The organism is Arthrobacter sp. 10T413_2 (assembly GCF_056394205.1).
On the sequence record NZ_JBFTHK010000067.1, the window covers coordinates 1 to 23,051 of the forward strand.

At 66.8% G+C, this 23,051-nt stretch carries 21 protein-coding genes; 12 read left to right on the forward strand and 9 right to left on the reverse strand.

Features of this window, described 5'->3' with window-relative positions:
* A partial coding sequence (locus tag AC1DBQ_RS12295; RefSeq protein WP_476928763.1) for a hypothetical protein occupies positions 1-303 on the reverse strand: 303 nt, incomplete at its 3' end.
* Positions 304-895: 592 nt separating this feature from the next.
* On the reverse strand, positions 896-1,426 hold the full coding sequence (locus AC1DBQ_RS12300) for a MarR family winged helix-turn-helix transcriptional regulator (RefSeq protein WP_476928764.1): 531 nt from the start codon (positions 1,424-1,426) through the stop codon (positions 896-898).
* Positions 1,427-1,658: 232 nt separating this feature from the next.
* Between AC1DBQ_RS12300 and AC1DBQ_RS12305 the strand changes: the two genes are divergently transcribed.
* Complete coding sequence (locus AC1DBQ_RS12305; RefSeq protein WP_476928765.1) at positions 1,659-3,869, forward strand: MMPL family transporter; 2,211 nt, start codon at positions 1,659-1,661, stop codon at positions 3,867-3,869.
* Positions 3,870-3,894: 25 nt separating this feature from the next.
* Here the strand turns inward: AC1DBQ_RS12305 and AC1DBQ_RS12310 are convergent, their stop codons facing one another.
* Positions 3,895-4,857 carry an NAD-dependent epimerase/dehydratase family protein gene (locus tag AC1DBQ_RS12310; RefSeq protein ID WP_476928766.1) on the reverse strand — a complete coding sequence of 321 codons (963 nt, stop codon included), beginning with the start codon at positions 4,855-4,857 and terminating at the stop codon, positions 3,895-3,897.
* A gap of 125 nt (positions 4,858-4,982) precedes the next feature.
* Between AC1DBQ_RS12310 and AC1DBQ_RS12315 the strand changes: the two genes are divergently transcribed.
* From AC1DBQ_RS12315 to AC1DBQ_RS12340, 6 genes are all read left to right on the forward strand, one after another.
* Entirely contained in the window at positions 4,983-5,771 is a 789-nt protein-coding gene (locus AC1DBQ_RS12315; protein WP_476928767.1) for a TetR/AcrR family transcriptional regulator, read from the forward strand.
* 90 nt (positions 5,772-5,861) lie between these two features.
* Positions 5,862-6,296, forward strand: coding sequence for a hypothetical protein (locus AC1DBQ_RS12320; RefSeq protein ID WP_476928768.1), 435 nt, complete (start codon positions 5,862-5,864; stop codon positions 6,294-6,296).
* Between the two features lie 328 nt (positions 6,297-6,624).
* Positions 6,625-8,487, forward strand: a complete 1,863-nt coding sequence (gene dnaK, locus AC1DBQ_RS12325; RefSeq protein WP_476928769.1) for a molecular chaperone DnaK — start codon at positions 6,625-6,627, stop codon at positions 8,485-8,487.
* 2 nt (positions 8,488-8,489) lie between these two features.
* Positions 8,490-9,155 carry a nucleotide exchange factor GrpE gene (locus tag AC1DBQ_RS12330; RefSeq protein WP_476928770.1) on the forward strand — a complete coding sequence of 222 codons (666 nt, stop codon included), beginning with the start codon at positions 8,490-8,492 and terminating at the stop codon, positions 9,153-9,155.
* 267 nt (positions 9,156-9,422) lie between these two features.
* On the forward strand, positions 9,423-10,409 hold the full coding sequence (locus tag AC1DBQ_RS12335) for a DnaJ C-terminal domain-containing protein (protein ID WP_476928771.1): 987 nt from the start codon (positions 9,423-9,425) through the stop codon (positions 10,407-10,409).
* Positions 10,410-10,424: 15 nt separating this feature from the next.
* Positions 10,425-10,850, forward strand: coding sequence for a heat shock protein transcriptional repressor HspR (locus AC1DBQ_RS12340; RefSeq protein WP_476928772.1), 426 nt, complete (start codon positions 10,425-10,427; stop codon positions 10,848-10,850).
* Positions 10,851-10,910: 60 nt separating this feature from the next.
* On the opposite strand, the gene AC1DBQ_RS12345 is transcribed toward AC1DBQ_RS12340, so the two are convergent.
* The 4 genes from AC1DBQ_RS12345 to AC1DBQ_RS12360 form a co-directional block, all read right to left on the reverse strand.
* Positions 10,911-12,176 carry a hypothetical protein gene (locus AC1DBQ_RS12345; protein ID WP_476928773.1) on the reverse strand — a complete coding sequence of 422 codons (1,266 nt, stop codon included), beginning with the start codon at positions 12,174-12,176 and terminating at the stop codon, positions 10,911-10,913.
* Positions 12,173-12,682, reverse strand: a complete 510-nt coding sequence (locus tag AC1DBQ_RS12350) for a hypothetical protein (RefSeq protein WP_476928774.1) — start codon at positions 12,680-12,682, stop codon at positions 12,173-12,175. Before AC1DBQ_RS12350 ends, AC1DBQ_RS12345 begins: the two co-directional genes overlap by 4 nt.
* 1 nt (position 12,683) lies before the next feature.
* On the reverse strand, positions 12,684-13,517 hold the full coding sequence (locus AC1DBQ_RS12355) for a COG1470 family protein (RefSeq protein WP_476928775.1): 834 nt from the start codon (positions 13,515-13,517) through the stop codon (positions 12,684-12,686).
* A 127-nt stretch (positions 13,518-13,644) separates the two neighbouring features.
* A complete protein-coding gene (locus tag AC1DBQ_RS12360; protein ID WP_476928776.1) occupies positions 13,645-14,097 on the reverse strand; it encodes a hypothetical protein in 453 nt (150 codons plus the stop codon).
* 634 nt (positions 14,098-14,731) lie between these two features.
* On the opposite strand from AC1DBQ_RS12360, the gene AC1DBQ_RS12365 reads away from it, so the two are divergent.
* On the forward strand, positions 14,732-15,130 hold the full coding sequence (locus AC1DBQ_RS12365; protein WP_476928777.1) for a hypothetical protein: 399 nt from the start codon (positions 14,732-14,734) through the stop codon (positions 15,128-15,130).
* Between the two features lie 91 nt (positions 15,131-15,221).
* A complete protein-coding gene (locus tag AC1DBQ_RS12370) occupies positions 15,222-17,417 on the forward strand; it encodes an elongation factor G-like protein EF-G2 (protein WP_476928778.1) in 2,196 nt (731 codons plus the stop codon).
* Here AC1DBQ_RS12370 and AC1DBQ_RS12375 read toward each other — a convergent pair.
* Together AC1DBQ_RS12375 and AC1DBQ_RS12380 are read right to left on the reverse strand one after the other, a co-directional pair.
* The gene (locus AC1DBQ_RS12375) at positions 17,407-18,816 is read right to left on the reverse strand and encodes an aldehyde dehydrogenase family protein (RefSeq protein WP_476928779.1); all 1,410 of its coding nucleotides are present in this window, start codon (positions 18,814-18,816) and stop codon (positions 17,407-17,409) included. The two genes, AC1DBQ_RS12370 and AC1DBQ_RS12375, sit on opposite strands and share 11 nt — an antisense overlap.
* A 147-nt stretch (positions 18,817-18,963) precedes the next feature.
* Positions 18,964-19,542: a TetR/AcrR family transcriptional regulator gene (locus AC1DBQ_RS12380; RefSeq protein WP_476928780.1), complete on the reverse strand. Its 579-nt coding sequence runs from the start codon at positions 19,540-19,542 to the stop codon at positions 18,964-18,966.
* A gap of 160 nt (positions 19,543-19,702) precedes the next feature.
* Between AC1DBQ_RS12380 and AC1DBQ_RS12385 the strand changes: the two genes are divergently transcribed.
* The 3 genes from AC1DBQ_RS12385 to AC1DBQ_RS12395 all read left to right on the forward strand — a co-directional run bounded on the left by AC1DBQ_RS12385 (position 19,703) and on the right by AC1DBQ_RS12395 (position 23,003).
* Positions 19,703-20,047 (forward strand): cupin domain-containing protein, encoded by a 345-nt coding sequence (locus tag AC1DBQ_RS12385; RefSeq protein ID WP_476928781.1) that lies wholly within the window; start codon positions 19,703-19,705, stop codon positions 20,045-20,047.
* Between the two features lie 11 nt (positions 20,048-20,058).
* Positions 20,059-21,369, forward strand: coding sequence for a flavin monoamine oxidase family protein (locus AC1DBQ_RS12390; RefSeq protein ID WP_476928782.1), 1,311 nt, complete (start codon positions 20,059-20,061; stop codon positions 21,367-21,369).
* Positions 21,370-21,533: 164 nt separating this feature from the next.
* On the forward strand, positions 21,534-23,003 hold the full coding sequence (locus AC1DBQ_RS12395; protein ID WP_476928783.1) for an APC family permease: 1,470 nt from the start codon (positions 21,534-21,536) through the stop codon (positions 23,001-23,003).
* Positions 23,004-23,051: the final 48 nt, after the last annotated feature.

Consider the following 23,051-nt stretch of genomic DNA (forward strand, 5'->3'; position numbering starts at 1 on the left):
GGCGGTTCCCGTTCCGAGCCCGGCGGGGAACTTGAAGTTCAGGCCGGCCCGGCCTGCCTTGGGCAGGTCGATGGCGTAGTAATCGGTGTCGGAGGAGTTTCCGCTGAGTGTTGAACCGGAGACGGTGGTTCCCAGGGGCACCACTGTTGCCGTCGCCATGGTGCCGTTGGGCTCAGTCTCGGACGTCGCAGCCAGGGAGGGCGCAGCCGTGAGCAGTGAAAGGAGCACCGCAATGAGTGCTGTGAGTGCTGTGCGTGCCGGACTGAAAATGCGACGTATGGCGCCGCCCTTATTTGCTGTCAAGTTGTCCCCCTGAATTGTGTGTTTGCTCTAGTGCAGACGACAAAGTAAGTGAAGAGCGTTTGCTCAAGATAATGAACGCCCCCGAAGTGCATTCAGAATTGTGCTAACTGACCGGCCTCGTCGAGTCGAAACGGAATTTCTCAAGGCGCTTGAGGCGCGGCTTGTTCGCTAGGTGTGTGCGGGGACCTCACTTCGCTGGGGTCGGGCATCGCTATTCCTGGGGCAAAATGACGTAGTGGCATGCCGTTGGCTGCGCTGCTGTGCCACGACGCAACGGTAGGATTTTCACCTGTACCTTTTCTTGGACTGCCGTCGAAACCCGAGTGTTTTCTCGCGCGATGAAGCGCCTAGGCAATGAACGGGAGGTGGTAACTCTGCCCTCCGTGAATTGGATAGCAGCGACTTCATTCATCGACATCAATTCCAATTCAGCATCCTGCCAGTCTTCTCGCCCATGCACCCGCAGCTCAGGTGGATGCTGCCGAAGCCCGCTTCAAGAAGTCTCTGCTGACTGGATCTCACTCTCGCGTCGGTGAGTTCACGGCACTGGAGTGTCAGACGGCGCAGGCTGCCGATCAGCAGCGGCTGTAAGTCATTCGGGGCGCTGCTCAGGCGCCGCGCCGCGCGCCGCTTCTTCGCCGGCCCGGACGGTGGCGTCGATCATCGAGTTCATGAACCGGGTGACGATCTCCAGTTCTTCCGGCGTGAAGGTTTGGATCGCCGCGCCCATGTGGCGGGCCAGCGGAAGGAACATGGCGCCGCCGTCCCGGTACGCCTTGGGCGTCATGCGCAGCTGCACCTGCCGGCGGTCCGGGCCCTGGCGCTCTCGGACCACATGGCCGGAACTGTGGAGCCGGTCGATCAGTGCGGTGGTGGCGGGAGAGCTGAGGTTCAGCTCTTTCCTGAGCAAGCCCGGGGTGACGATCTGGTCCCGTGCCGTGTGCTGCATGATGACGGCCAGGGCGTTCAGGTCCGTGCGGTGCATGTCGTTGCGGCCGCCGGCGGAGTCCACGTAGCGGTTGGCTTCGAGGTTGAAGTCCTGCAGGAGCCGGACGAGCGGCGGCGGGCCGGCTGCTTCGGGCGGCCCTGCGCCTTCGGATGGGCCCCGGGGATCGGCTGACAAGACGGACCTCCTTTGTCCCTAGATACGGCGTCCCTGAGTGCGGCCGCGGCAGTCTGACCGCGGTCGGTCGGCGTCGTCGATGGCGCCTTCCGGAGTTTACTGCAGTGGCCGGAAACCGGGTGTTCTACTATCTTCCTCCGGTATTCCGCCCTTCAGGGTTATCTCCATGATAGAGATAGTCTACTATGGAGTTGATTCCTCGTCCCCTCCKAATCGCACCCTAGAAGGACACATGAAAACGACTTCGCCCCCGACGACGCGCGTACCGTTCTGGCTGCGTTGGCTGATTCCCGCAGTGCTGGTCGTGGCCTGGCTGGCGATCGCCGGCATAGGCGGCCCGACGTTTGGCCGTCTGAGTGAGGTTTCATCCAACGACCAGGCCTCCTTCCTGCCCGCCGGGGCCGAGGCCACCGAGGCCCAGGACTGGCAGGCCAAGTTCCGGGACTCCAAGGAAATCCCCGCCGTGATCGTGGTMGAGAGCGATAGCGCCTTCACCCCGGCCGAGCTMGTCGAAGCCGCCGCCCTCAAGAGCAGGCTGGAGGCGCTGCAGGTCGGCAGCACGGTGATCGGCCCCATCCCCTCCGCGGATGCCAAGGCAGTTCAATTCGTGGTGCCCATCGCTTCCTCGGCAGAAGTGAAGGCGGTGGTCAAGGAACTGCGCAATGAGGTCCAGGCATCCGCGCCGGCGGGAATGCAGACCTTCGTCACCGGGCCGGCTGGCCTTGCGGCGGACCTGGCGAGTGCTTTTGCCGGAATTGACGGCATCCTGCTACTCGTGGCCCTCGCCGCCGTGTTCCTGATCCTGCTGATCGTCTACCGCTCCCTGCTGCTGCCCATCATGGTGCTGCTCACCTCGGTCTTCGCGTTGTGCGCCGCGATCCTACTGGTGTTCAGCATGGCCAAAGCCGGCTGGATCMAGCTGAACGGCCAAAGCCAKGGCATCCTGTCCATCCTGGTGATCGGTGCGGCCACCKATTACGCCTTGCTGTACGTGGCACGGTTCCGCGAAGCCCTGACGCACACCACCAACCGCACGGCTGCCGCAATCACGGCCTGGAAGGCCGCCTGGGAACCGATCCTGGCCTCCGGCGCCACCGTKATCATCGCGCTGCTTTGCCTGTTGTTCTCCGACCTCAACTCCAATAAGGCSCTAGGGCCGGTAGCCGCCGCGGGCATCCTCTGMGCKCTCTTCGCGGCCTTGACCCTGCTGCCGGCCCTGATGGCGCTCTTTGGCCGCGCCGCGTTCTGGCCGTTCCGGCCGAAGCTGCTTCCGGAAACCGAGCGGGAGCCGGAACTGGTCACGGGACTGGAGGGCCAGAAGGGACTCTGGCGGGCCACGGGTTCGCTCGTTTCGCGCCGGCCGCGCACGGTCTGGGTGGCCTCGGTCCTTCTGCTTCTCGTGGCGGGGACTGGCCTTCTGCAGCTCAAAGCCAACGGCGTCGCCCAGACCGATGTCATCCTCACCGCCTCTAACGCCGTCGACGGGCAGGAAGCCCTGGGCCGGCACTTCGACGCCGGATCCGGCAGCCCGGCGGTAATCGTGGCCGACGAGGCAAAGGCGCAGGAAGTCCTGGCGAAAGCCAAAGCCAGCGACGGCGTCGGCGACGCCTACCTGCTGGCCGAGGGCGGGGCCCCGGTCATCACCGGGGCCCCGGGCGCACCGGCCGCCCCGGCAGTCAGGGATGGCAGGGTTCTGATCAACGCGACGCTGAACTACGCTGCGGACTCAAATGAGGCGGAAAACGTCGTGGTGTCGCTCCGCCAGGAACTGAAGACGATTGACAGCGGCGTGCTGGTCGGCGGCGTGACGGCCACCGCCCTGGATACCAATACCACCGCACAGCGCGACCTCGTCACCATCATCCCGGTGGTCCTGGGCGTCATCCTGGTCATCCTCATGCTGCTGCTGCGTTCGGTGCTGGCGCCGGTCCTGCTGGTCGCCTCCGTGGTCCTGTCCTACGGCGCGGCGATGGGCGTTTCGGCCTTCGTGTTCAACAACATCTTCGGCTTCCCGGGAGCGGACGCAACAGTGCCCCTCTTCGGCTTCGTCTTCCTCGTGGCACTGGGCGTCGACTACAACATCTTCCTCATGAGCCGGGTCCGGGAGGAGTCGATGAAGCACGGCACCCGGGCCGGCATCCTGCGCGGCCTCGCCGTGACGGGCGGGGTCATCACCTCGGCGGGCGTGATCCTCGCGGCCACCTTCGCGGCTCTGGGGGYCATCMCGATCATGTTCCTGGTGCAGCTGGCCTTCATTGTGGCGTTCGGCGTCTTGCTGGACACGGTGCTGGTCCGCTCGCTGCTGGTGCCCGCGCTGGCCTACGACATTGGCCCKCGGATCTGGTGGCCGGGCAAGCTCGGCCGGCCGGAKAACGACGCCGCGGACCGCKCCGACGTCCCGTTCCCCCGGACTGCGGATAACGAAGAAGCCGGAGTCCGCTAGCCGGACCCTAAAACCGCAGCCGCCGTCACTGTCCCTGGTCCCTCCACCAGGCGACGGTGGCGGCGGCTGCTTCGTGCAGCGGCGTGGGCTCCAGCCCCAGAGCAACCTGGCTCGCGGCGGAATCCATCACGAACGGGCGCTCGAACTGGTACAGCGTCTCCACCAGTTCCCGCATATCGGGCGAAAACACTCCCATCGCCTTTAGCGCCCAGCCGGGCAACGCCGTGACGCGCGGGGACCGGGCGCCGGCCGCGTTGGCGAATGCCCCGGCGATCTCGCGCTGAGTCAGCGCCGGTCCGGTGGGCGCATGCCACACCCGGTTCCACACCTGCGGCTTGTCGGCCGCCGCAATCATGGCGGCCGCGAGGTCAGGAACGTAGGTAAAGGAATGCGGCTGATCCGCCCGTCCGATCACCATCAGGGATTTGCCTGCCAGTACGGGCTTCACCATGCGCTCGCCGGAGTGCGCGGTGCGGACCCGAGGCCCGAAGAAATCGCCCGCCACCACGCTCACGGTGTTCGTTGCGGACTCCGCGCGAGCCTTCAGAAGTGCCGTGCGGACACCTCGTTTGCCGCCCTGGGCCTCGCGKGGGCCCTCCTCGGTCATGGGCCGTTCCGGCGCACTGTAGGAGTACAGGCTTTCCGGGAAGACGACGACGGCGCCCGCCTCGCCTGCCGCGGTGAGCACGCTTTGCTCCGCCTGCGGCAGTTCCCGGGCCCAGGCCTCGGCGCTATACCGCGAGCCGTGGATGCAATGGAAGACGGCCGCGGCGCCACGGAAGGCCTCGCCGAGCCGGKCCGGGTCCGAAACATCGATGGACATTCTCTCGACCAGCGTGTGGGCGGGCCCGCTTCCGGACCTCGTCAGGACGCGCACGCGGTGACCCGCGGCTGCCAGTTGTTCCGCCACCGTCCAGCCCACGGGGCCGGCGCCGGTGACGACGAAGAGACGGGATGGGGCACACCCGGAGGTGCCGGATTGGGACATTTTGATCTCCTTGGAATTTATGAGAGCAGTGCTCTCTAAATTCAGGATGCGCCGCCAAGCGAAAGTAAGTCAAGAGCAGTGCTCACATTTGTTGACAGTGCTCTTGTCCGTGACATGCTGGATGCATGCCCGAGGACAGTGCMAATGCCGCCGTTGAAGCCGCCAGGKAGAACGCCGGGGCCGCCGCCGCGGCTTCCAGGCCCCGGACCCCGCGGGAGCGGGCGCGCGCCCGGACTGTGGCCGACATCGTCCGCCTGGGCCGGGAGCACCTGGCGCTGCACGGGGCGGCCGCGCTGTCCCTCCGCGCCGTCGCCCGGGATCTGGGCGTCGTCTCCTCGGCGGTCTACCGCTATGTGGAGAACCGGGAAGAGCTGCTGACTCTCCTGCTGATTGACGCCTATAACGAACTCGGCGATGAAGTGGATGCCGCCGTCGGGGCCGTGCCAGAAGGTGACTTCGGCGGCCGCTTTGCGGAGCTGGGCCGCGCAGTCCGGGGTTGGGCACTGCGCGAACCGTCCCGCTATGCCCTTCTCTTCGGCAGTCCGGTGCCCGGGTACCGCGCGCCCGCCGAGCGGACCACCGGCCCCGGAACGCGGGTGATTTTTGCCCTTATGGCGATTCTCGACGGCGCCTTCCGGGCCGGTCAGCTCTCGGTTGAGGGTCGGCGCAGCCCTGCCGTCGCCGCCGGACTTGGCGGGGATCTGGCGAAAATCCGGGCCGAGTTCGGCGTGGCCGTCCCGGATGACCTCTTGGCCCGCGGCGCGCTCGCTTGGAGCTCGCTCTTCGGTGCCGTCAGCTTCGAAGTCTTCGGCCAGTACGGCGAGGAAACGTTCACCGCCCGGGAGGAGCTCTTCAGCCATCACCTCGCGGTGCTTGCCGACGTCGCCGGGCTGCCGGCGGCCGCCGCCCCGTGAAGCGGGGTCCCCTGTTGCCCCGCGGTGGCGCTCGGTAGACTGCCCCTGCGCCCGCACGGGCGCACCGATGCTTTCAGGAAGGATCCATCCATGTCTGAAGAGAACATGCCCGAAGAGAACATTTCTGAAAAGAACACGCCTGAAGGGGACCTGCCGGAAAAGAACGCCTCGGGCGAGACCATGTCCGAAGAAGCAGAGGCCGAGGGGCAGTATGTCGAGGGCGACTACGGCACTGCGGGCACGGCAGGTGAAATTCCGCCCACGGCCGTCGAGGGGGAGTATTCGGCGGGGGACTACGGCGATGCCGGCGTGGCCGGAGCGGCCGCCGTCGGCGAGGTGGAGGGCGACTATGCCGCGGGCGACTACGGCGACGCCGGAGTCTCGGCGCCCGAGGTCTCCGGTGAGGAGTCCGTCGCCGAGGAAGCAGAGTACCCGGAGGGCGACTACGGAACCGCCGGAACGGCCGGCGCCGAGCGTGCAGGCCGGCCGGCAGCGGGCGAATCGTCGGAGGACGTCGACCGATAAGCAGCGCAGGCGGTGGTCCGCCCCCGCGGGGTCTTCCGCCGCGGGGGTCCGCGCTGAAGGTTCGCGCAGGGCGAAACACGGCCCGGGGCGCGCCGGAAGGCCTGAAATCCGGGAAATTCAGGCGGCACAGAGAGGCTGCCGACTGTGCCTGGACCAAAGTTGAGTCCATTGCGCTCAACTTTGGATTGACTTAAATCCGGGTCTGGGTAAAGTTGAGTGTAGATCGCTCAATAACGGTCGGACCCATTGTTGTTAGAACCCATTGCGGTTAGAACCACTGCGGTCCGCGGATTCCTCAAAGATTCCAAGGAAAGTAAGGAAACAACCCATGTCACGTGCAGTAGGTATTGACCTCGGAACTACTAACTCCGTCGTCTCCGTTCTCGAAGGTGGCGAGCCCACCGTCATTGCCAACGCCGAGGGTGGCCGCACCACGCCGTCGGTCGTTGCGTTCTCCAAGTCCKGCGAGGTCCTGGTCGGGGAGATCGCCAAGCGCCAGGCCGTCAACAACATTGACCGCACCATCGCGTCCGTCAAGCGCCACATGGGCACCGACTGGACCGTCGCCATTGACGACAAGAAGTACACGGCGCAGGAAATCTCCGCCCGTATCCTTATGAAGCTGAAGAACGACGCCGAGTCCTACCTCGGGGAAAAGGTCACCGACGCCGTCGTCACCGTCCCGGCCTACTTCAACKACGCCCAGCGCCAGGCCACCAAGGAAGCCGGTGAAATCGCCGGCCTGAACGTCCTGCGCATCGTCAACGAGCCCACCGCGGCCGCCCTGGCCTACGGCCTGGACAAGGGCAAGGAAGACGAACTCATTCTGGTCTTCGACCTCGGCGGCGGAACCTTCGACGTCTCCCTCCTGGAGGTCGGCAAGGACGAAGACAACTTCTCCACCATCCAGGTCCGCGCCACCGCCGGTGACAACCACCTCGGCGGCGACGACTGGGATCAGCGCGTAGTGGACTACCTGCTGAACCAGCTCAAGGTCAAGGGCATCGACCTCACCAAGGACAAGATTGCCCTGCAGCGCCTCCGCGAGGCAGCCGAGCAGGCCAAGAAGGAACTCTCCTCCTCCTCCAGCACCAACGTCTCCCTCCAGTACCTGTCCGTCACCCCCGACGGCCCGGTCCACCTGGACGAGCAGCTGACCCGCGCCAAGTTCCAGGACCTCACCAAGGACCTGCTGGACCGCACCAAGAAGCCGTTCCAGGACGTCATCAAGGAAGCCGGCATCAAGCTTTCCGAGATCGATCACATCGTGCTCGTCGGCGGTTCCACCCGCATGCCGGCCGTGTACGACCTCGTCAAGGAACTGGCCGGCGGCAAGGAACCCAACAAGGGCGTCAACCCGGATGAAGTCKTCGCCGTCGGCGCCGCCCTGCAGGCCGGTGTCCTCAAGGGTGAGCGCAAGGACGTGCTCCTGATCGACGTCACCCCGTTGTCCCTGGGCATCGAAACCAAKGGCGGCATCATGACGCACCTGATCGAGCGCAACACGGCCATCCCCACCAAGCGGAGCGAGACCTTCACCACCGCGGATGACAACCAGCCGTCCGTGGCCATCCAGGTCTTCCAGGGCGAGCGTGAGTTCACCCGCGACAACAAGCCGCTGGGCACGTTCGAACTGACCGGCATCGCTCCGGCCCCCCGCGGCGTCCCGCAGGTCGAGGTCACCTTCGACATCGACGCCAACGGCATCGTGCACGTCTCGGCGAAGGACAAGGGCACCGGCAAGGAACAGTCMATGACCATCACGGGCGGCACCGCACTGTCCAAGGAAGACATCGACCGCATGGTCCGTGACGCCGAGGAGCACGCAGCCGAGGACAAGGCTCGCCGCGAGGCAACCGACACCCGCAACACGGCCGAACAGCTCGCCTACTCCGTGGACAAGCTGATCGCGGACAACGCCGACAAGCTGCCGGAAGAGGTCAAGACCGAGGTCAAGGCCGACGTCGACGCCCTCAAGGCAGCCCTTGAAGGCACCGACGACGCCGCCGTGAAGACCGCGTTTGAGAAGCTGCAGGCTTCCCAGAGCAAGCTCGGCGAGGCCATCTACGCCCACGCAGGATCCCCTGACGGCGCCGCCGGCGCCCACGGTGCCCCCGCAGGCGAGCAGGCAGCGGGCTCCGATGAGGACATCGTCGACGCCGAAATCGTTGACGAAGACGAGAAGAAGTAATCATGCCGCACCACGGTAACGAAGAAGAGCACGGTTCTTCCGAGAACCGGCGTGACGCTGAACAGCGGGAAAACGAGCCGCAGAAGCCGGTGATCCACGACAACCGCAAGGTTGATCCGAAGACCGGCCAGGCCCGCCACCCTGACCAGGAACACCATGCGGACTCCGGGGACGCACTGTCCCAGGCGGAGGACATCCTCAACAGCGTTGAGGTGCCCGCCGCCGACTCGGTGGCCCAGGGTGCAGCCGTCGCCGCCGAGGCGGAGGAGCTCAGGGATGACCTTCGCCGCCTGCAGGCCGAGTACGTCAACTACCGCAAGCGGGTCGAACGCGACCGTGCCGTTGCGGGCGAGATGGCCGTCATTGGCGTCCTGAACGCCCTGCTGCCGGTACTGGACGACGTCGACGCCGCCCGCCAGCACGGTGACCTCGCGGACGGACCTTTCGCCGCGATTGCCACCAAGCTGGAGGCTGCGCTGAAGACGTACGGACTGGTCCGCATCGATGAGACCGGCGTGGAGTTCGACCCCACGATCCACGAGGCCCTTATTCAGCAGCCCGGCACGGATATCGACTTCGATACCGTCAGCCAGGTCCTGCGCTCGGGCTACAAGTCCGGCGACCGCGTCCTCCGCGCGGCCCAGGTGATTGTGGCTGTTCCGGCGTAGGGTTGCCCCCGCGCCTTCGCGGATGAGGGGGCCCCGCCCCTCCGCCGGGTGGCCAAGGATCTACGATCCTCGGCCACCCGGCTCCGGCAGGCCCGATGCCACTCCCGGGCCCCCTCATCCGCTACGGCTCAGCGGTTGTCTCGCCTAAGGTGAGATGAGCGCAGCGAAGCTGGATAGGGGGCCGCGGCGTGGAGGGCACCGCGAAGCGGGCACGGCCCCCTATCCAGCGGAGCTCCAACGCACCACAGAATTAGAAAGGAAACGCCATTGGCTAGCCAGGATTGGGTGGACAAGGACTTTTACAAGATCCTTGGTGTCGCCAAGGACGCTTCCGACGCCGATATCAAGAAGGCTTACCGGAAACTTGCCCGGCAGCACCACCCGGATACCAATGCGGGCAATGCGGCGTCGGAGAAGAAGTTCAAGGACATCTCCGAGGCCTATTCAGTGTTGTCCGACKCCGATGAGCGCCAGCAGTACGACGCCATCCGGGCGATGGGCGGCGGCGCGCGCTTTGCCCCCGGCGGAGGAGGCGGGGCTGCCGGCGGCGCAGGCTTCGAAGACCTCTTCGGCGGGCTCTTCACCGGCGGCGGGGGACGCCATTCCGGCAGCTACAGCACCGCCGGCGGCATTCCGCCCGAGTTCGCCGATCTCTTTGGCGGCGGCGGTGGGTTCGGTGGCGGCGGCCAGTCGTTCCAGCGCGCTCCGCAGAAAGGCGCGGACCGCACCGCGTCCACCTCGATCTCATTTGCCGGGTCCATCCGCGGCACCACGATCGGCTTGCGTGAACCCGACGGAGAAGTCATCGACGTCCGCATCCCGGCCGGCATCAAGGACGGCCAGAAGGTCCGCGTTCGCGGCAAAGGCCAGCACGGTCCCGCCGGCTACGGCGACCTCATGGTCACAGTCTCCGTGAAGCCCCATGATTTCTACGTCCGCGACGGCGAAAACCTCCGCATCCACGTCCCCGTCTCCTTCCCGGAGGCGGCCCTGGGCGCCGATGTCGAGGTTCCGACGATCGACGGCGACAAGGTCAAAGTCAGGGTCCCCGCAGGGACGCCGTCCGGCCGCACGCTGCGCGTCAAGGGCCGCGGCGTCAAGCACGCCAGCGGCACCGGCGATCTGCTGGTGACAATCGACGTCGCTGTCCCGCGGCGGCTGAGCAAGGAAGCGGAGGAAGCCGTGAAGGCCTTCGCCGCGGMCACTGCCGACGAGGACGTCCGCGCGGGCCTGGCAGCCAAGGCCCGGCTCTAGGAACGGAGTCCAGCCATGGCCATCGACTTCGATCAGCCGATCTTCGTCATCTCCGTTGCCGCCGAGCTGGCGGACATGCACCCGCAGACGCTGCGCCAGTACGACCGGTTGGGGATCGTCTCGCCCAGCCGCGCCCCGGGCAAATCGCGGCGCTACTCGCAGCGCGATGTGAACATGCTCCGCGAGGTCCAGCGGCTCTCCCAGGAGGGCGTCTCACTGGAGGGCATCAAGCGGATCCTGCAGCTGGAGAACCAGGTKGCAGCCCTGCAACGGCGCGTCACCGAGCTGAGTGAAGAACTCGATCGCCGCCCCCGGGCCCTGGACTCCCGCATCTTCGCTGCGGGAGCCGCGGGCGACGTCGTCAGCCTGGCCCGAGGCAAGCGTCCCCAAGCGAGGTCGCAGGCGCTGGTGGTGTGGCGGCCGCGGGGGATMGAAGACTGAATCCTGGCTTAGTGCAAGAGTGCCCGGGACCRTGAAGGTCCCGGGCACTCTTGCGATGTGTCAGAAGKACGAACTCGAGCCTGCCACCGGGGTGACGGCAAGGCCGTTGCCTGCTACGTCCCGCATGCCACCTGTGGGCRTGTACGTCGGCACAGCGGCCTTAACCGTTCCATTGTTCGCGCTTCCAGTGGCCAGGGCCCCCAGTGTGATGGTGAGCATCCGGGTGGCGGGGCTCCAGCTGACCGTCGAGGCGGACCCTCCGGCACCCTTGTAAGTGAGTGTCCCCGACGGGGAGTAGCTTCCAGCGAGGGCGACGCTGCCAATTCTCGACGTCGGGCACGCCGAGCTGTCCACGCTGACGCTGAGGACGTTKCCCGCGCTGATGGTGACGGTGACCTGGTTGTCCCCGCTCAGGGTCCCTGCGGCACCAGGGGCCCAGCTGCTGCAGATTGTTGAGGAGTCCAGGGCTTCGAAGAAGGTGATGGTGGCCTTGTCGCCGGGTTCGATCTTGCCGCTCTTGCCGCCGCCGTCGGCCAGCAGCACCCCGGACACCGTCGGGGCAGTGACGTCCTTGACGGAGGACGCTGTGCCCGGCGTCGCGGGATTGCCCTGGTTGCCTGCGGTGTCGGTGGCGACGGMGCTGTAGGTGAGCGTCCCGTCAGCCAGAGACGAGAGGTTCACAGCGGTGTTCCAGGCTCCGGACGCGTCCGCGGTCACAGCAGCGGTGACCGTATGCGCGGCGCCGGCGTCCTTGACCGTTAGGGCGATGGATGCCCCCGGTTCGGTGGTGCCGCTGACCGGCACGGAGGCGACGTTGGCGGAACTGACGTAGGCCGGGGCCGTCACGGTCGGGGCCGCCGGCGGGGTGGTGTCAACGGCGGCGCCTGCGCTCCGGATGCTCTCGGATCCTTGCCACTGCCCCAGCACCGGGGTGACCGTGTAGTACCAGGTGCCGGTCGGGACGCCTTGGTCGGTGCAGCCCAGCCCCGCGGCAACTGTGCCCGTGCATGTTCCCCCCGCGGCAATCCTTGTGCCGCCGGATGCGGAAGCGTAGCGCCCCACMGTGTAGCCGCTGACTGAGCGGCCGGCGAGGGTGGCGGCGGCCTTCCATGCCAGCGTGACATTTTCTGCAGACACGCTGGCCGACGGCGTTGCGCCGGCGGCCACGGCATCAGCAGCGGCCGCCGCGGACCCCCCGTTCGCGATAGACGCCCAGAAGGCGTTGGCCCCCGGGCCGGGCCACGAGAGCAGGGTGACGCCGGCAACGATGACGGCAACGCGGCTCCGGATGCTCGGGTGTGCCTGGCGGGTGTTGCGACGGCTCATCGTCGGGCCTCCACGGTGACGGGAATCTTGAAGGTCGCGCCCTGGCAGGCKGACTGTGACTGGACGGACATGCTCGCCGCGCCAGGCAGGGGGACCAGCAGGGAGGAGTTCGCAGGGATGGTGACGGCMGGTGCGAGCGGCRCGGCAGGGGCCGTGAAGGCCACCCCGGTGGTGGTGCATCCGGAATGGGCGGCATCGGCCGTGATTGCCCCGTTGGAGGCCACCGAGTACAACTGAACCGCGAACGCGTTGGGGTTGCTGGTGCGGAGGATGACGTCAGCGCTGCCGCCCGGAACCAGACTGGTCCGGTTCGAGTCGCCGGCAACAAACGCATCGACGGTGACGGTCTGCATCGGGGCTGCGGCTGCGGCACCGGAACCCGTGCCGGTAGTGGCCCAGTAGGCGTAGGCGGTGCCTCCACCGGCCAGCAGACAGAGCGCGGCGGTAGCGGCGGAGGCGGTTCCGGCGACTCTGGTGCCGCGCAGCATGGATCGTGTGGATTGCATGTCAGTTTCCCTGCCCTGATCCCGAGTAGGCCAACTGGAGGACCGCACCCTTGCAGCCGTCCTGCAGACGAGGAGTGTCGAGCATTGCGATCCGCGGCCATTGGGCGGATGGAACGCCAAGTTGTGAGAGCGAGCTGTTGCCGGACGGAACCGCCAAGGGATAGCGCCCGCTGAACTGCACCACGGCGTAGTCCTGCGCAGTGCAGGGCAGGTTAGCCGCGATCGCCTTCGCCGTGCGGACTACGCCCGCGATCGAGACCGTCAGGTTGCCGACGTCGATGCTCTTATCCGCGTTGGTGAATCCAAGGTCCAGGGACCGGTTGGTGCCGGGGGCGAGCAGTCCCGCCACGTCGCCGGAGAGCCCGAACACGCGCAGGGGAGCCTTGACCCTCAACTGGGTTTGTACGGAAGCCGACTGGATCGCACCGCTCTGGCCCGTCAAGGTCAAGGCGTAGTCTCCGGCGGCAGTAGAGGATGCCGTGGAGACGTTCACGCTGAGCTGGGCCGTGCTGCCGGCCGTCAGCTTGAGGGACGACGGCGAGAAGCTGGGCGCTGCCCCCGCCGGTAGGCCGGTGACAGTCAGTACTACCGTGCCCGCAAACCCGCCCGTCGAGCTGACAGTTGCGGAATAGCTCGTGGCCTGTCCCTGGTCAACGTTCCTGCTGGACGGCGTGACCTGCACCAGGATCCCGGGCTTTTGCGGGGCGGACTGCTGCCCGGCCGCGTAGAGCGTGCCCGCCGGCAGGAAAATGGCCAGCAGGCCAATAATGAGGACGCGGCCGGCGAGGCCCGCGTGATCCCTTGCGAGCCGGAAGAACCGCAGTAGATGCTGCATTCCGTATCCTCCTTCGACCCGGCGGTATGGCGCGGATCGTGGGTGTCGGCGGTGGCTGATGCGTTGTTGCACAGTGGCCCGAAGGCCGCCCCGGCGGGCCGGGTATCCKGCCCGCCGGGGACACMAGCTACTCGCTGCCGACGGTGACCGTGACGAYGGCCGACTTGCAGGCATCCTGGTTGGCAGKGTCATTCAGGAAGGCCAGTGTTCCGKACCCCACCTGGGTGCCCGTGCTGTTCGCCGCGACCGGGGAGTTCGACGTATCGGCGCTGACCGTGAACCACGCCGGCAGGCACTCGGCAGCGCTCGTGGTCACCTTCGCAGTGAGGGCTCCGACGACGGTGCCGGTGTTGGTGCTGTTGTCGGCCGTGTACGTCACGGGCACTGAGTTGCCMGGTGCCAGGCCGGCCGCGAAGCTTGCATGCAGGGTMACGGTGCCGCCGCCGGTGGAGTTGGCAGCGGTGCCGGTGCCGGCGCCGGTGGTGGTCCAGTAGGCGTAAGCAGTGCCGCCGCCGACGGCCACGAGGGCGACTGAGGCTGCAACGGCGATGACCTTGCTCTTCTTGGTGAGCTTGCGCATTTGTGAGACTCCTTGTGTGKGTGGCACCCGGACAGGAGTCAACAGGCCTGAGCCGCATTCCCCCCAATCCTGCGGTTGCCGCGCTGAATCGATGGCCCAATCGTTGCGGTGAAGAGCGGACGGGACAACGTGTAGTTGTACTMGTCTTTTCGCCCCGGGATTACCTACTCMCGAGTAAGGTACTCGCGTTTCGGCTCGGAGAGCTTCTGGTTTCCGCACGGAAACTACGTGCGCGGCGGGACKAAACGGTGCGACATTACGCGCGTGCGGACGTCCTCGAGCCGTGGTGTCCGGCCCGGATTAGTGGAGCAAGTAGTCTGCTTTTATCCGCAGCTCCGGGCGCATCCCGCAGGCACGGTGGCGGCATGCCGGCGTGCCCGGGCAAGTAGCCGCGGCAACGAACTGAGTACTGCGCAGCGGAAACGGGTAACGTGCCTTCCGATAGTCGGGTACCTGAAGTGCGTGACTTCAGGCCTTGAGCGCGCGTTGAATTGGGGTGTCAGAAAGTCTGGTGTGACACGCTCACAGCTCCTTCGGGAAGCCCGGGCGGAGCCAGCGCAGCAGCGTAGAGGCCGGGGGGGCATCGCATGCATGAGTCATCCGAGTTTGGACCGTCCACGTTCGCGGGTACGCGATGAGCCCGGGGCTCCAGGCGGCCGTCCTGTTTGCCGGCTCGCTGCCAGGGCACATCTTGATGTCCCTGGGGCAGGCGCTCGTGGTGGTATGCCTGTGCTTCGACTTCGTCCGCGCAGTGTCCGTCCCGCGGTCCCACCGCCGCTATGTGGCCAACACCGTCTTCCGCACCCTGGCCCTGCCGTCCATCCTGGTCATGGCGTTCAGCGTGCTCCTCGATGCCGCGTCCGGCTCCTGGACAAACGTCGCCGCAGGCGTCTTCATCCTGGTCGCCGTGATCTTCCGKTGGCACCACGACACCGACGAAGACAACTGGTGGAAGGGCAAAGGCAAGGCCCTGGGCCGCTGGCTCAAGAACCGGGCGGCCTCCGGATCCCTGGTTGCTCCGGCCGCGGCGTGAAAAAGCCCTTGCTGTCCGGGCGTCCCAGGGTGTCCAATCCTTAACGGAAGGCCCTGCGGGGCACGAGTKGACGCCACGCCAGGAGGATTTCATGCCATCGAAAGCCGCCAGGACTCCGTCGAGGGGTCCGGCCCGGGGCACGTCTGACCTCCGGCGGGCCGACGCCAACGGCTCCGCGCCGCCGGAGCAGCCGGACAAGATCCGCAATGTGGCACTTGTAGGCCATTCAGGTGCTGGAAAAACGATGCTCACCGAAGCCCTGCTTGCCGCCACCGGGGCCATCACGCGCAAGGGCTCGATCGCCGACGGCACCACGGTGAGCGACTCGGATCCCGCCGCCATCGCCCAGCAACGCTCCGTGGCACTGGCCGTGGTGCCCGTGACAGTCGGGGATATCAAGGTAAACCTGCTGGACACTCCCGGCTATACGGATTTCATCGGAGAACTGCGTGCCGGGCTGCGGGCGGCGGACGCGGTGCTGTTTGTCGTATCGGCCACCGACGACGTCGACGCCGCGACCACCGCGCTCTGGAACGAGTGCCAACGGCTCGGAATGCCCCGGGCCGTGGTCATCAGCCGTCTGGACCACCCGCGCGCGGATTTCGACGCCGCCCTTGCCCGCTGCCGGCTGGCGTTTGGCGACTCTGTCGTGCCGCTCTACCTACCGGTCAGCACCGACAGTACCGTCACCGGCCTGCTGGGGCTGCTGACCGGCATGGTTTCCCAGTACGGTCCGGACGAAGCGGCACCCTCAGCCCGCGCCGCGACCGACGTCGAACTCGCCGGGTCGGAGCCCGCGCGGGGCGCGCTGATCGAAGGAATCATCGCCGAGAGCGAGGACGAGACGCTCATGGATCGGTACCTCGGTGGTGAAGAAATCGCTTCCGAAGCCCTGATCGCCGATCTGGAGACCGCCGTCGCCCGCGGGTCCTTTCACCCCTTGCTGCCGGTGTCCGCGGAATCAGGACTTGGCCTGGCGGAACTGCTGGACGTCCTGGTGCGCGCTTTTCCTACGCCGGCGGAGCGCGGGGTCCCGACAGCCACGGACCTCGACGGCGTGGCCGCCGGCCCGCTGGCCTGTGACCCCGAAGGGCCGCTGCTCGGCGAAGTGGTGCGCACGACCATCGACCCATTCCTCGGCCGGGTCTGCCTGGTGCGCGTCTTCTCCGGCGTCGTGCGGGAGGACGCCGCCATCCACGTGGGCGGCCGCGGCATGGCGGACCGCGGCCACGAGGACCACGATAGCGACGAGCGCATCACGCACCTGTATTCGCCGCTCGGATCCGGTCTGCGGCCGGTAGCGTTCTGCGTTGCCGGGGATATCTKCGCGCTGACCAAACTGGGCACCGCGGAGACCGGCGACACGATTTCGGCCAAGGAGTCGCCTTTGCTCGTCGCCGCCTGGGACATGCCGGATCCGCTCATGCCTGTGGCCATCGAAGCGGCCACGCACGGCGATGAGGACGTCCTGGCCCGGAACCTGGGCAAGGTCATCGCCGGGGACCCGACGCTGCGCGTGGAACGCAACTCCGAAACCCACCAGCTGATCCTGTGGTGCATGGGCGAGGCCCATGCCGACGTCGTCCTGGGCAGGTTGCGGGACCAGGGAGTGAACCTGCAGACCGTCCCGGTGGTCACCCCGCTGCGCGAGACGTTCGCCGCGCCGGCGGCCGGCCACGGGCGGTATGTCAAGCAATCGGGCGGCCACGGCCAGTACGCCGTTTGCGACATCGAGGTGGAACCCCTCGAACGCGGCGCCGGATTCGAATTTGTCGACAAGACGGTGGGCGGGGTGATTCCCGGGCCGTTCATCGCCTCGGTCGAAAAAGGCGTACGCGCGCAGATGCAGAAAGGCGTCTCCGCCGGATTCCCCGTGGTGGATATCCGGGTGACGCTGGTTGGCGGCAAGACCCACAGCGTGGACTCCTCCGACGCGGCCTTCCAGGCGGCCGGTGCCCTGGCCCTTCGGGAAGCCGCGGCGGCCACCCGGATTCAGTTCCTCGAACCGGTCTCGGCTGTGACCATCAGCGTTTCGGAGGACCACGTGGGCGCCGTGATGAGCGACTTGTCTTCCCGCCGGGCACGGCTGACGGGAACGACGTCCGCCGCGGACGACAGCACCGAGATCAGCGCCGAGGTTCCGGACCAGGAGCTGCTGAAGTACGCGGTGGAGCTGCGGGCCTTGACCGCCGGCAGCGGCCGGTTCCGGCGCAGCTACCTGCGGCACGAACCCGTGCCCGCGGCCGCCGCGCCGGTGGCCCCTAACAAGAACAGCGTCAGCCGTTGATGACCTGGGGCACGCCGAGGGCTTTGAGGCCTTCGACGCCGAACTCGAGTCCGTAGCCGGATTGCTTGGCTCCGCCGAAGGGGACGCGGGGGTCCACGGCGCCGTGTTTGTTGATCCAGACCGTGCCGGCTTCGAGCCGGGCCGCGACGGTGCGGGCTGCGGCGGGGTCGGAGGACCACACGGAGGCGCCGAGTCCGACGTCGAGGGCGTTGGCGTTGGCGACGGCTTCGTCGACGGTGCTGTAGCGGATGATCGGCAGGGCGGGGCCGAACTGCTCCTCGGCTACGAGCGGGTTGTCGTTGTCGATGTCGGCGATCAGGGTGGTGGGGTAGAAGTGGCCGGCCCGGTCCGGGTCGGGGTTGCCGCCGAGCAGGACCCGGGCGCCGGAGGCCTTGGCGGCGTCGACGAGACGGTCGACGATGTCGTACTGCTGGCGGTTCTGCAGCGGGCCGAGCACGTTGGCCTCGTCCAGGCCGTTACCCATCGGCATTGCGGCGGCGACGGCGGTGAGCTCCTCGCAGACGGCGTCGTAGATGTCGGTGTGGACGTAGAGGCGTTTGAGGGCCGCGCAGGTCTGGCCGGTGTTGATGAACGCGCCCCAGAACAGGCCTTCGGCGATGGCTTTGGGGTCCGCGTCGGGCAGCACGATGCCGGCGTCGTTGCCGCCGAGTTCCAGGGTGAGGCGTTTGACGGTGTCGGCGGAGGACTTGATGATGGCCTTGCCGGTGGCGGTGGAGCCGGTGAACATGATCTTGCCGATGCCGGGGTGCCCGGCCAGGGCCTCGCCGACGTCCCGGCCGCCGGAGACCACGGACAGGAGGCCTTCGGGGAGTTCCTCGTTGATGACGGCGGCGAGGGCCAGGACGGAGAGCGGGGTGTATTCGGAGGGCTTGACCACCACGGCGTTGCCCATCCGCAGGGCGGGGGCGAGCTGCCAGACGGTGATCATCATGGGCCAGTTCCACGGGCCGATCGCACCGACGACGCCGATGGGACGGTAGTGCAGTTCGGCGCGGGTTTCGCCGTCGTCCACCACGGTTTCCGGCTCCAGGGCCGTGGTGGCCGCGACGCGCAGCCAGGCGGCGCAGGCGCCGACTTCGAAGCGGGCGTTGGGGCCGTTGAGGGGCTTGCCCTGTTCACGGGAGAGCAGGCGGGCAAGTTCCTCGGCGGAGCGTTCGACGGCGTCGGCGGCCTTGAGCAGGGCCGCGGACCGGGCGTCGTGGCCCAGGGCGGCCCAGGCCGGCTGGGCAGCCGTTGCGGCGGCGATGGCCTGCTCCAGGTCCGCAACGGTGTGGACGGGAKCCTGCCCGACCGCTTCGCCGGTGGCGGGGTCCAAGATGGTCCGGGTCGCACCGGACGTMGGGGTGATCGAGGCGAGAAGGGCGTCGTAGGTTTCCATGGGTGTACTCCACATCGAGTAGTTCAGAGAACGCGGCCGGTACGGCCTGCGAGCGTTGCTTCAAGCGTGCTCCGGCGGGGCACCGAGGGTCTTGTCTATCCGCGAAGAGCTGTTGTGCGGGAGCGAACGGAACGCCAAAGGCGTTGCCTAGAGTTGCGTTMCGGAGCGCGCCCGAAGCAGAAGCATGTCGTGGACTTCGTCAAGGGATGCAGCAATGGCTGACCGATCGACGCCGGCCAGGTACTGCAGAACGAGGCCGTMGAGGGCGGCAAAAAGCGTGCGGGCCACAACCCTCATGTTGCCGGTCAGGCCTGAGGCCGTCAGCCCGTCGGCCAGGGCGCTGATGTAGCTCTCGTAGAGGGCGGTCACCGCTTCGGAAAGCTCGGGACGCCGTCGGGCCTCGAKGATCATCTCGTACTGAAATACCTGCAGTTCCGGTTCTGCCAGAAGTAGCTCCAGCAGCGAGTCCGTGAATGAGTGGCCCAGCGTGGCAGCCTCCCGCAGCTTGGACGCATTGATGGATTGCTCGGCAGCCCAGTCCAGGGCTGCGGCTATGAGGGCGTCGCGGGATCCGAAGTGGTGGGCAACCAAAGTGTTGTTGACTCCGGCAGCTTCCGCCACCGAGCGGTAGGTCAGCCCCCGCAGTCCCTTGGCAGCCACCACCGAAACGGCGGCGCGCAATAGGGCTTCCTTTCCGGTTCCGTACTTCGAAGGCGTGGCAGTCATGGACCGAGTMTAGCGAGTTCGCCGCGGTGCACGGCGGAGCTATTGACTTAAAACTAAGCAAATGCTGATATTGAATTCCATGTGAACCAGATCACGTCGCCTCACGGCCATTTGCCATTCCATTCGGCGCCTTCGTCGCCCACAACTCCACGGAGTCAGCATGCCTTTCACCCCGGCCTTTACTACTTCCTCTACCCTCGACGCCAACAAGAACGAGCCATTCGAACTGGGATCTGTTCAGTGGATCCGCCGCTTTGGTGAAGGAGAGCGGCCCGCACTTGCCTGCGGCTACTGGCACGTCACGCCCGCGGAGGCGCCCGAGCCTTTCGACCTTGTGATCGAGGCTGACGAGACAATCTCCATCGTCCAGGGCCACCTAACTATTGAGGTGGAGGGCGGAGACGTCTATGACCTCGGGCCGGGCGGTGCCGCGTCGTTCAACAGGGGCGCCCGCACCCGGTGGTCCGTGCTTGAGCCGACCATCGAATTTTTCGTCTACTCCTAGGAAGTGTCCGAATGAACAACGTAGAGACGTATGACGTGGTTGTGGTCGGGGCCGGATTTGCCGGTCTCACCGCTGCCCGTGAGCTCACCAGGCAGGGCGCAACCGTGCTCATCCTGGAAGCCCGCGACAGGATCGGTGGCCGCACGTGGCTGGATCAGCGCCTGGGACGGGACCTGGAAATCGGCGGCACCTGGGTGCACTGGACCCAGCCGCATGTCTGGGCTGAGCTGACGCGTTACGGCTTGGAGACCACGCCCAGTCCCGAGCCGGAACGTGCCTTCTGGTGGGCGGGCGGCCGCCGCCACGAGGGCGCCCCGGACGAGTTGCTCGCAATCATCGGCCAGACAAATGAGGAGTTCGTTCAGGACTCCCGCAAGTATTTTCCGGAGCCCTTCAGGCCGCTGGCCCGCGACGATTTCAAGGCGATCGATGAGGTGTCCGTCCAAGAGAGAATCCGTGAGCAATTCCCCGCCGGCGGCCCGCGGGACATCCTCGAATCCTTTTGGGCTCTGAACTTCAATGGTCCGTTGGACAACGCGGCCTTGACCCAGGCACTGCGCTGGGTTGCCCTCACCAACGGCGACTGGGCGGTGAATTTCGAAGCGTGCGCGACCTACAAGATCGTTGGCGGCACAGCCGCCCTGGCGGCAGCGATCCTCTCGGATTCCGGGGCCGGTATCGAGTACGGCTTCACCGTTGAAACCATCTCGGATGACGCAGCATTCGTGAACATCCGGGGTGCGGACGGCCGGAACGTCCGTGCCCGGACGGCGATTGTCACGATTCCGCTCCCGGCTCTGGCGGCGGTTGACTTTGAGCCGCCCCTGCCATCGGTCAAGGCCGAAGGCTCCACGTTTGGGCAGGTCTCCAAAGGTGCCAAAGTCTGGTTCAGGCTTCGCGGAAAACATGCACCTTTCGTAGCGCTGGGAGGCGCCGACTGGCCCCTGAATTTCTTCCAGGCGGAGTACACGCTCGACGGCGACACCATCGCCGTCGGGTTCGGTCCTGACGCCGCGAAGATCGACGTGGAGGATCCAGCTGCCGTCCAAGCTCAGCTCGCACGTCTGGTGCCGGKAGTCGAGGTGGTTGCGGTAGGCAGCCACAACTGGKTGGAGGATCCGCTATCCGGTGAAACCTGGCCGATGCACCGCACCGGTTTTCTCTCGACCTACCTCGCCGCCATGCAGGCGGCGCACGGCCGGGTCCTGTTTGCCGGCTCCGATATCGCCAACGGCTGGAGCGGATTTATCGACGGCGCAATTGAGAGCGGCATGGGTGCCGCCCGTGACGCGGCCTCCCTCCTGGCGCTGCACACTTCCTGAACGTCACTGCCGTTCTCGACCAACTTCGCTCATGAACAACAACCGATCGCTGAGCGACAAGAGGGTGACGCGCGCCACCTGCCATGCTGGATTTCACGGTGCAACGCACCCCCCATATTCCCAGACCGAAATTTCCCAGACTCATGACCGTTAAGAAGGATCCGATGAGTATTTCAAAATCCGAGTCCCCGACCGCAGAAGCCAGTCCCCGCACGGAGCACTCCACCGCGCTGCGCGCCGRAAGCGTCGGCGTCATGGGCATTCTCTTCTTTGTGTTGTCCGCCCAGGCGCCGTTGACCGGAATCGTCGGGGCGTCACCGCTGGCCGCGGCCCTCGGCAACGGCCCTGGCGCGCCCGGCGCGTATCTGGTGGTGGGCATCGTGATCGTAATCTTCKCCGTCGGGTTCGTCGCGATGAGCCGCAAGATCCAGGCCAACGGCGCCTTCTACGCCTATGTCACGGCCGCCTTTGGGCGGAGGATCGGGGCAGGGGCGGCGTGGCTMGCGCTCCTCGCGTACAGCACGGTGCAGGCCGCGATGTACKGGCTGTACGGCGCCGCATTCTCGGGCGTCCTCGGAACCGCCGGGATCGTGGTTCCCTGGTGGCTGCTGGCCGTGATCACCATGGCGGGCGTGCAGGTGCTGGGATCCCTCAACATCGAACTCGGGGCCCGGGTCCTGGCGGTGCTCGTCGGCCTCGAGGTCGCGATCCTGCTCATGTTCGGGTTCACCGTGCTGCTGCGGGGCGGCGGACCGGAGGGGATCAGCCTCGCTGCCTCCTTCTCTCCCGCGGCGATCGGCGCGGGCGCCCCGGGCGTGGCCATCATGTTCGCTGTCGCCTCGATGTTCGGCTTTGAATCCACGGCCATCTACTCGGCCGAGKCCAAGGACGCCCACCGCACAGTGGCCCGTGCCACGTATCTTTCGGTGGKGGTCATCGCGATCTTCTTCTCCTTCATTTCGTGGATGCTGGTCAGCTACTACGGCCCCTCGCACGTCGTCGACGCCGCGGGCGCGGCCCTGGAGTCGGGCGACTMCACCTCCTTCGTGCTGACGCCCATGGTGGAGCTGTTCGGGCCGTGGGCCGGAACCGTCACCGGCATGCTGCTCGTGACCTCCCTGCTGGCCGGCATCATTGCCTTCCACAACGGAATCAACCGCTACCTCCATTCGCTGGCCCTGCGCGGGTCGATGCCCCGCGGAGTGGCCCGGACCAACCGGCACAAGGCTCCCGCCGTCGCCGCCCGGATCCAGACCGTGGTCGCTTTCCTGCTCGTGGCGCCGTTCGCCGTGCTGTCCCTGGACCCTGTCCTGACCCTCTTCTCCTGGTTCAGCGGGCTTGCCGTGGCGGCGCTCCTGGTCCTCTACATGCTCTGCTCCCTCGCCGTCGTCGCGTACTTCCGGCGCGAAAGGGTGCCAGGCCAGCTCTGGCAGACCGTGGTGGCGCCGGTGCTCGCCACCGTGCTGCTTGGCTGGGTCCTGTTCCTCGTGATCAGCAACTTCACCGCACTGATCGGCGGCAGTGCCGAAACGGCCGTGGGCCTGCTGCTGACCGTGCCGATTGTGTTTGCCGCCGGGGTGCTGGTGGAAGTTGCCGTGGAGCGCAGGGCCGCGCGAGCCGAGGTCTCCGCCTAGCGACCAGCCCTAAGACACAGAAGGGGCGGTGCCGGACAGATCCGGCAC

Excerpts from the sequence above, each read along its gene's own strand:
- AC1DBQ_RS12320 (WP_476928768.1), top strand. The coding sequence starts at position 5,862 with ATGTCTGAAGAGAACATGCCCGAAGAGAACATTTCTGAAAAGAACACG.
- AC1DBQ_RS12330 (WP_476928770.1), top strand. The coding sequence starts at position 8,490 with ATGCCGCACCACGGTAACGAAGAAGAGCACGGTTCTTCCGAGAACCGG.
- AC1DBQ_RS12355 (WP_476928775.1), bottom strand. The coding sequence starts at position 13,517 with ATGCAGCATCTACTGCGGTTCTTCCGGCTCGCAAGGGATCACGCGGGC.
- AC1DBQ_RS12385 (WP_476928781.1), top strand. The coding sequence starts at position 19,703 with ATGCCTTTCACCCCGGCCTTTACTACTTCCTCTACCCTCGACGCCAAC.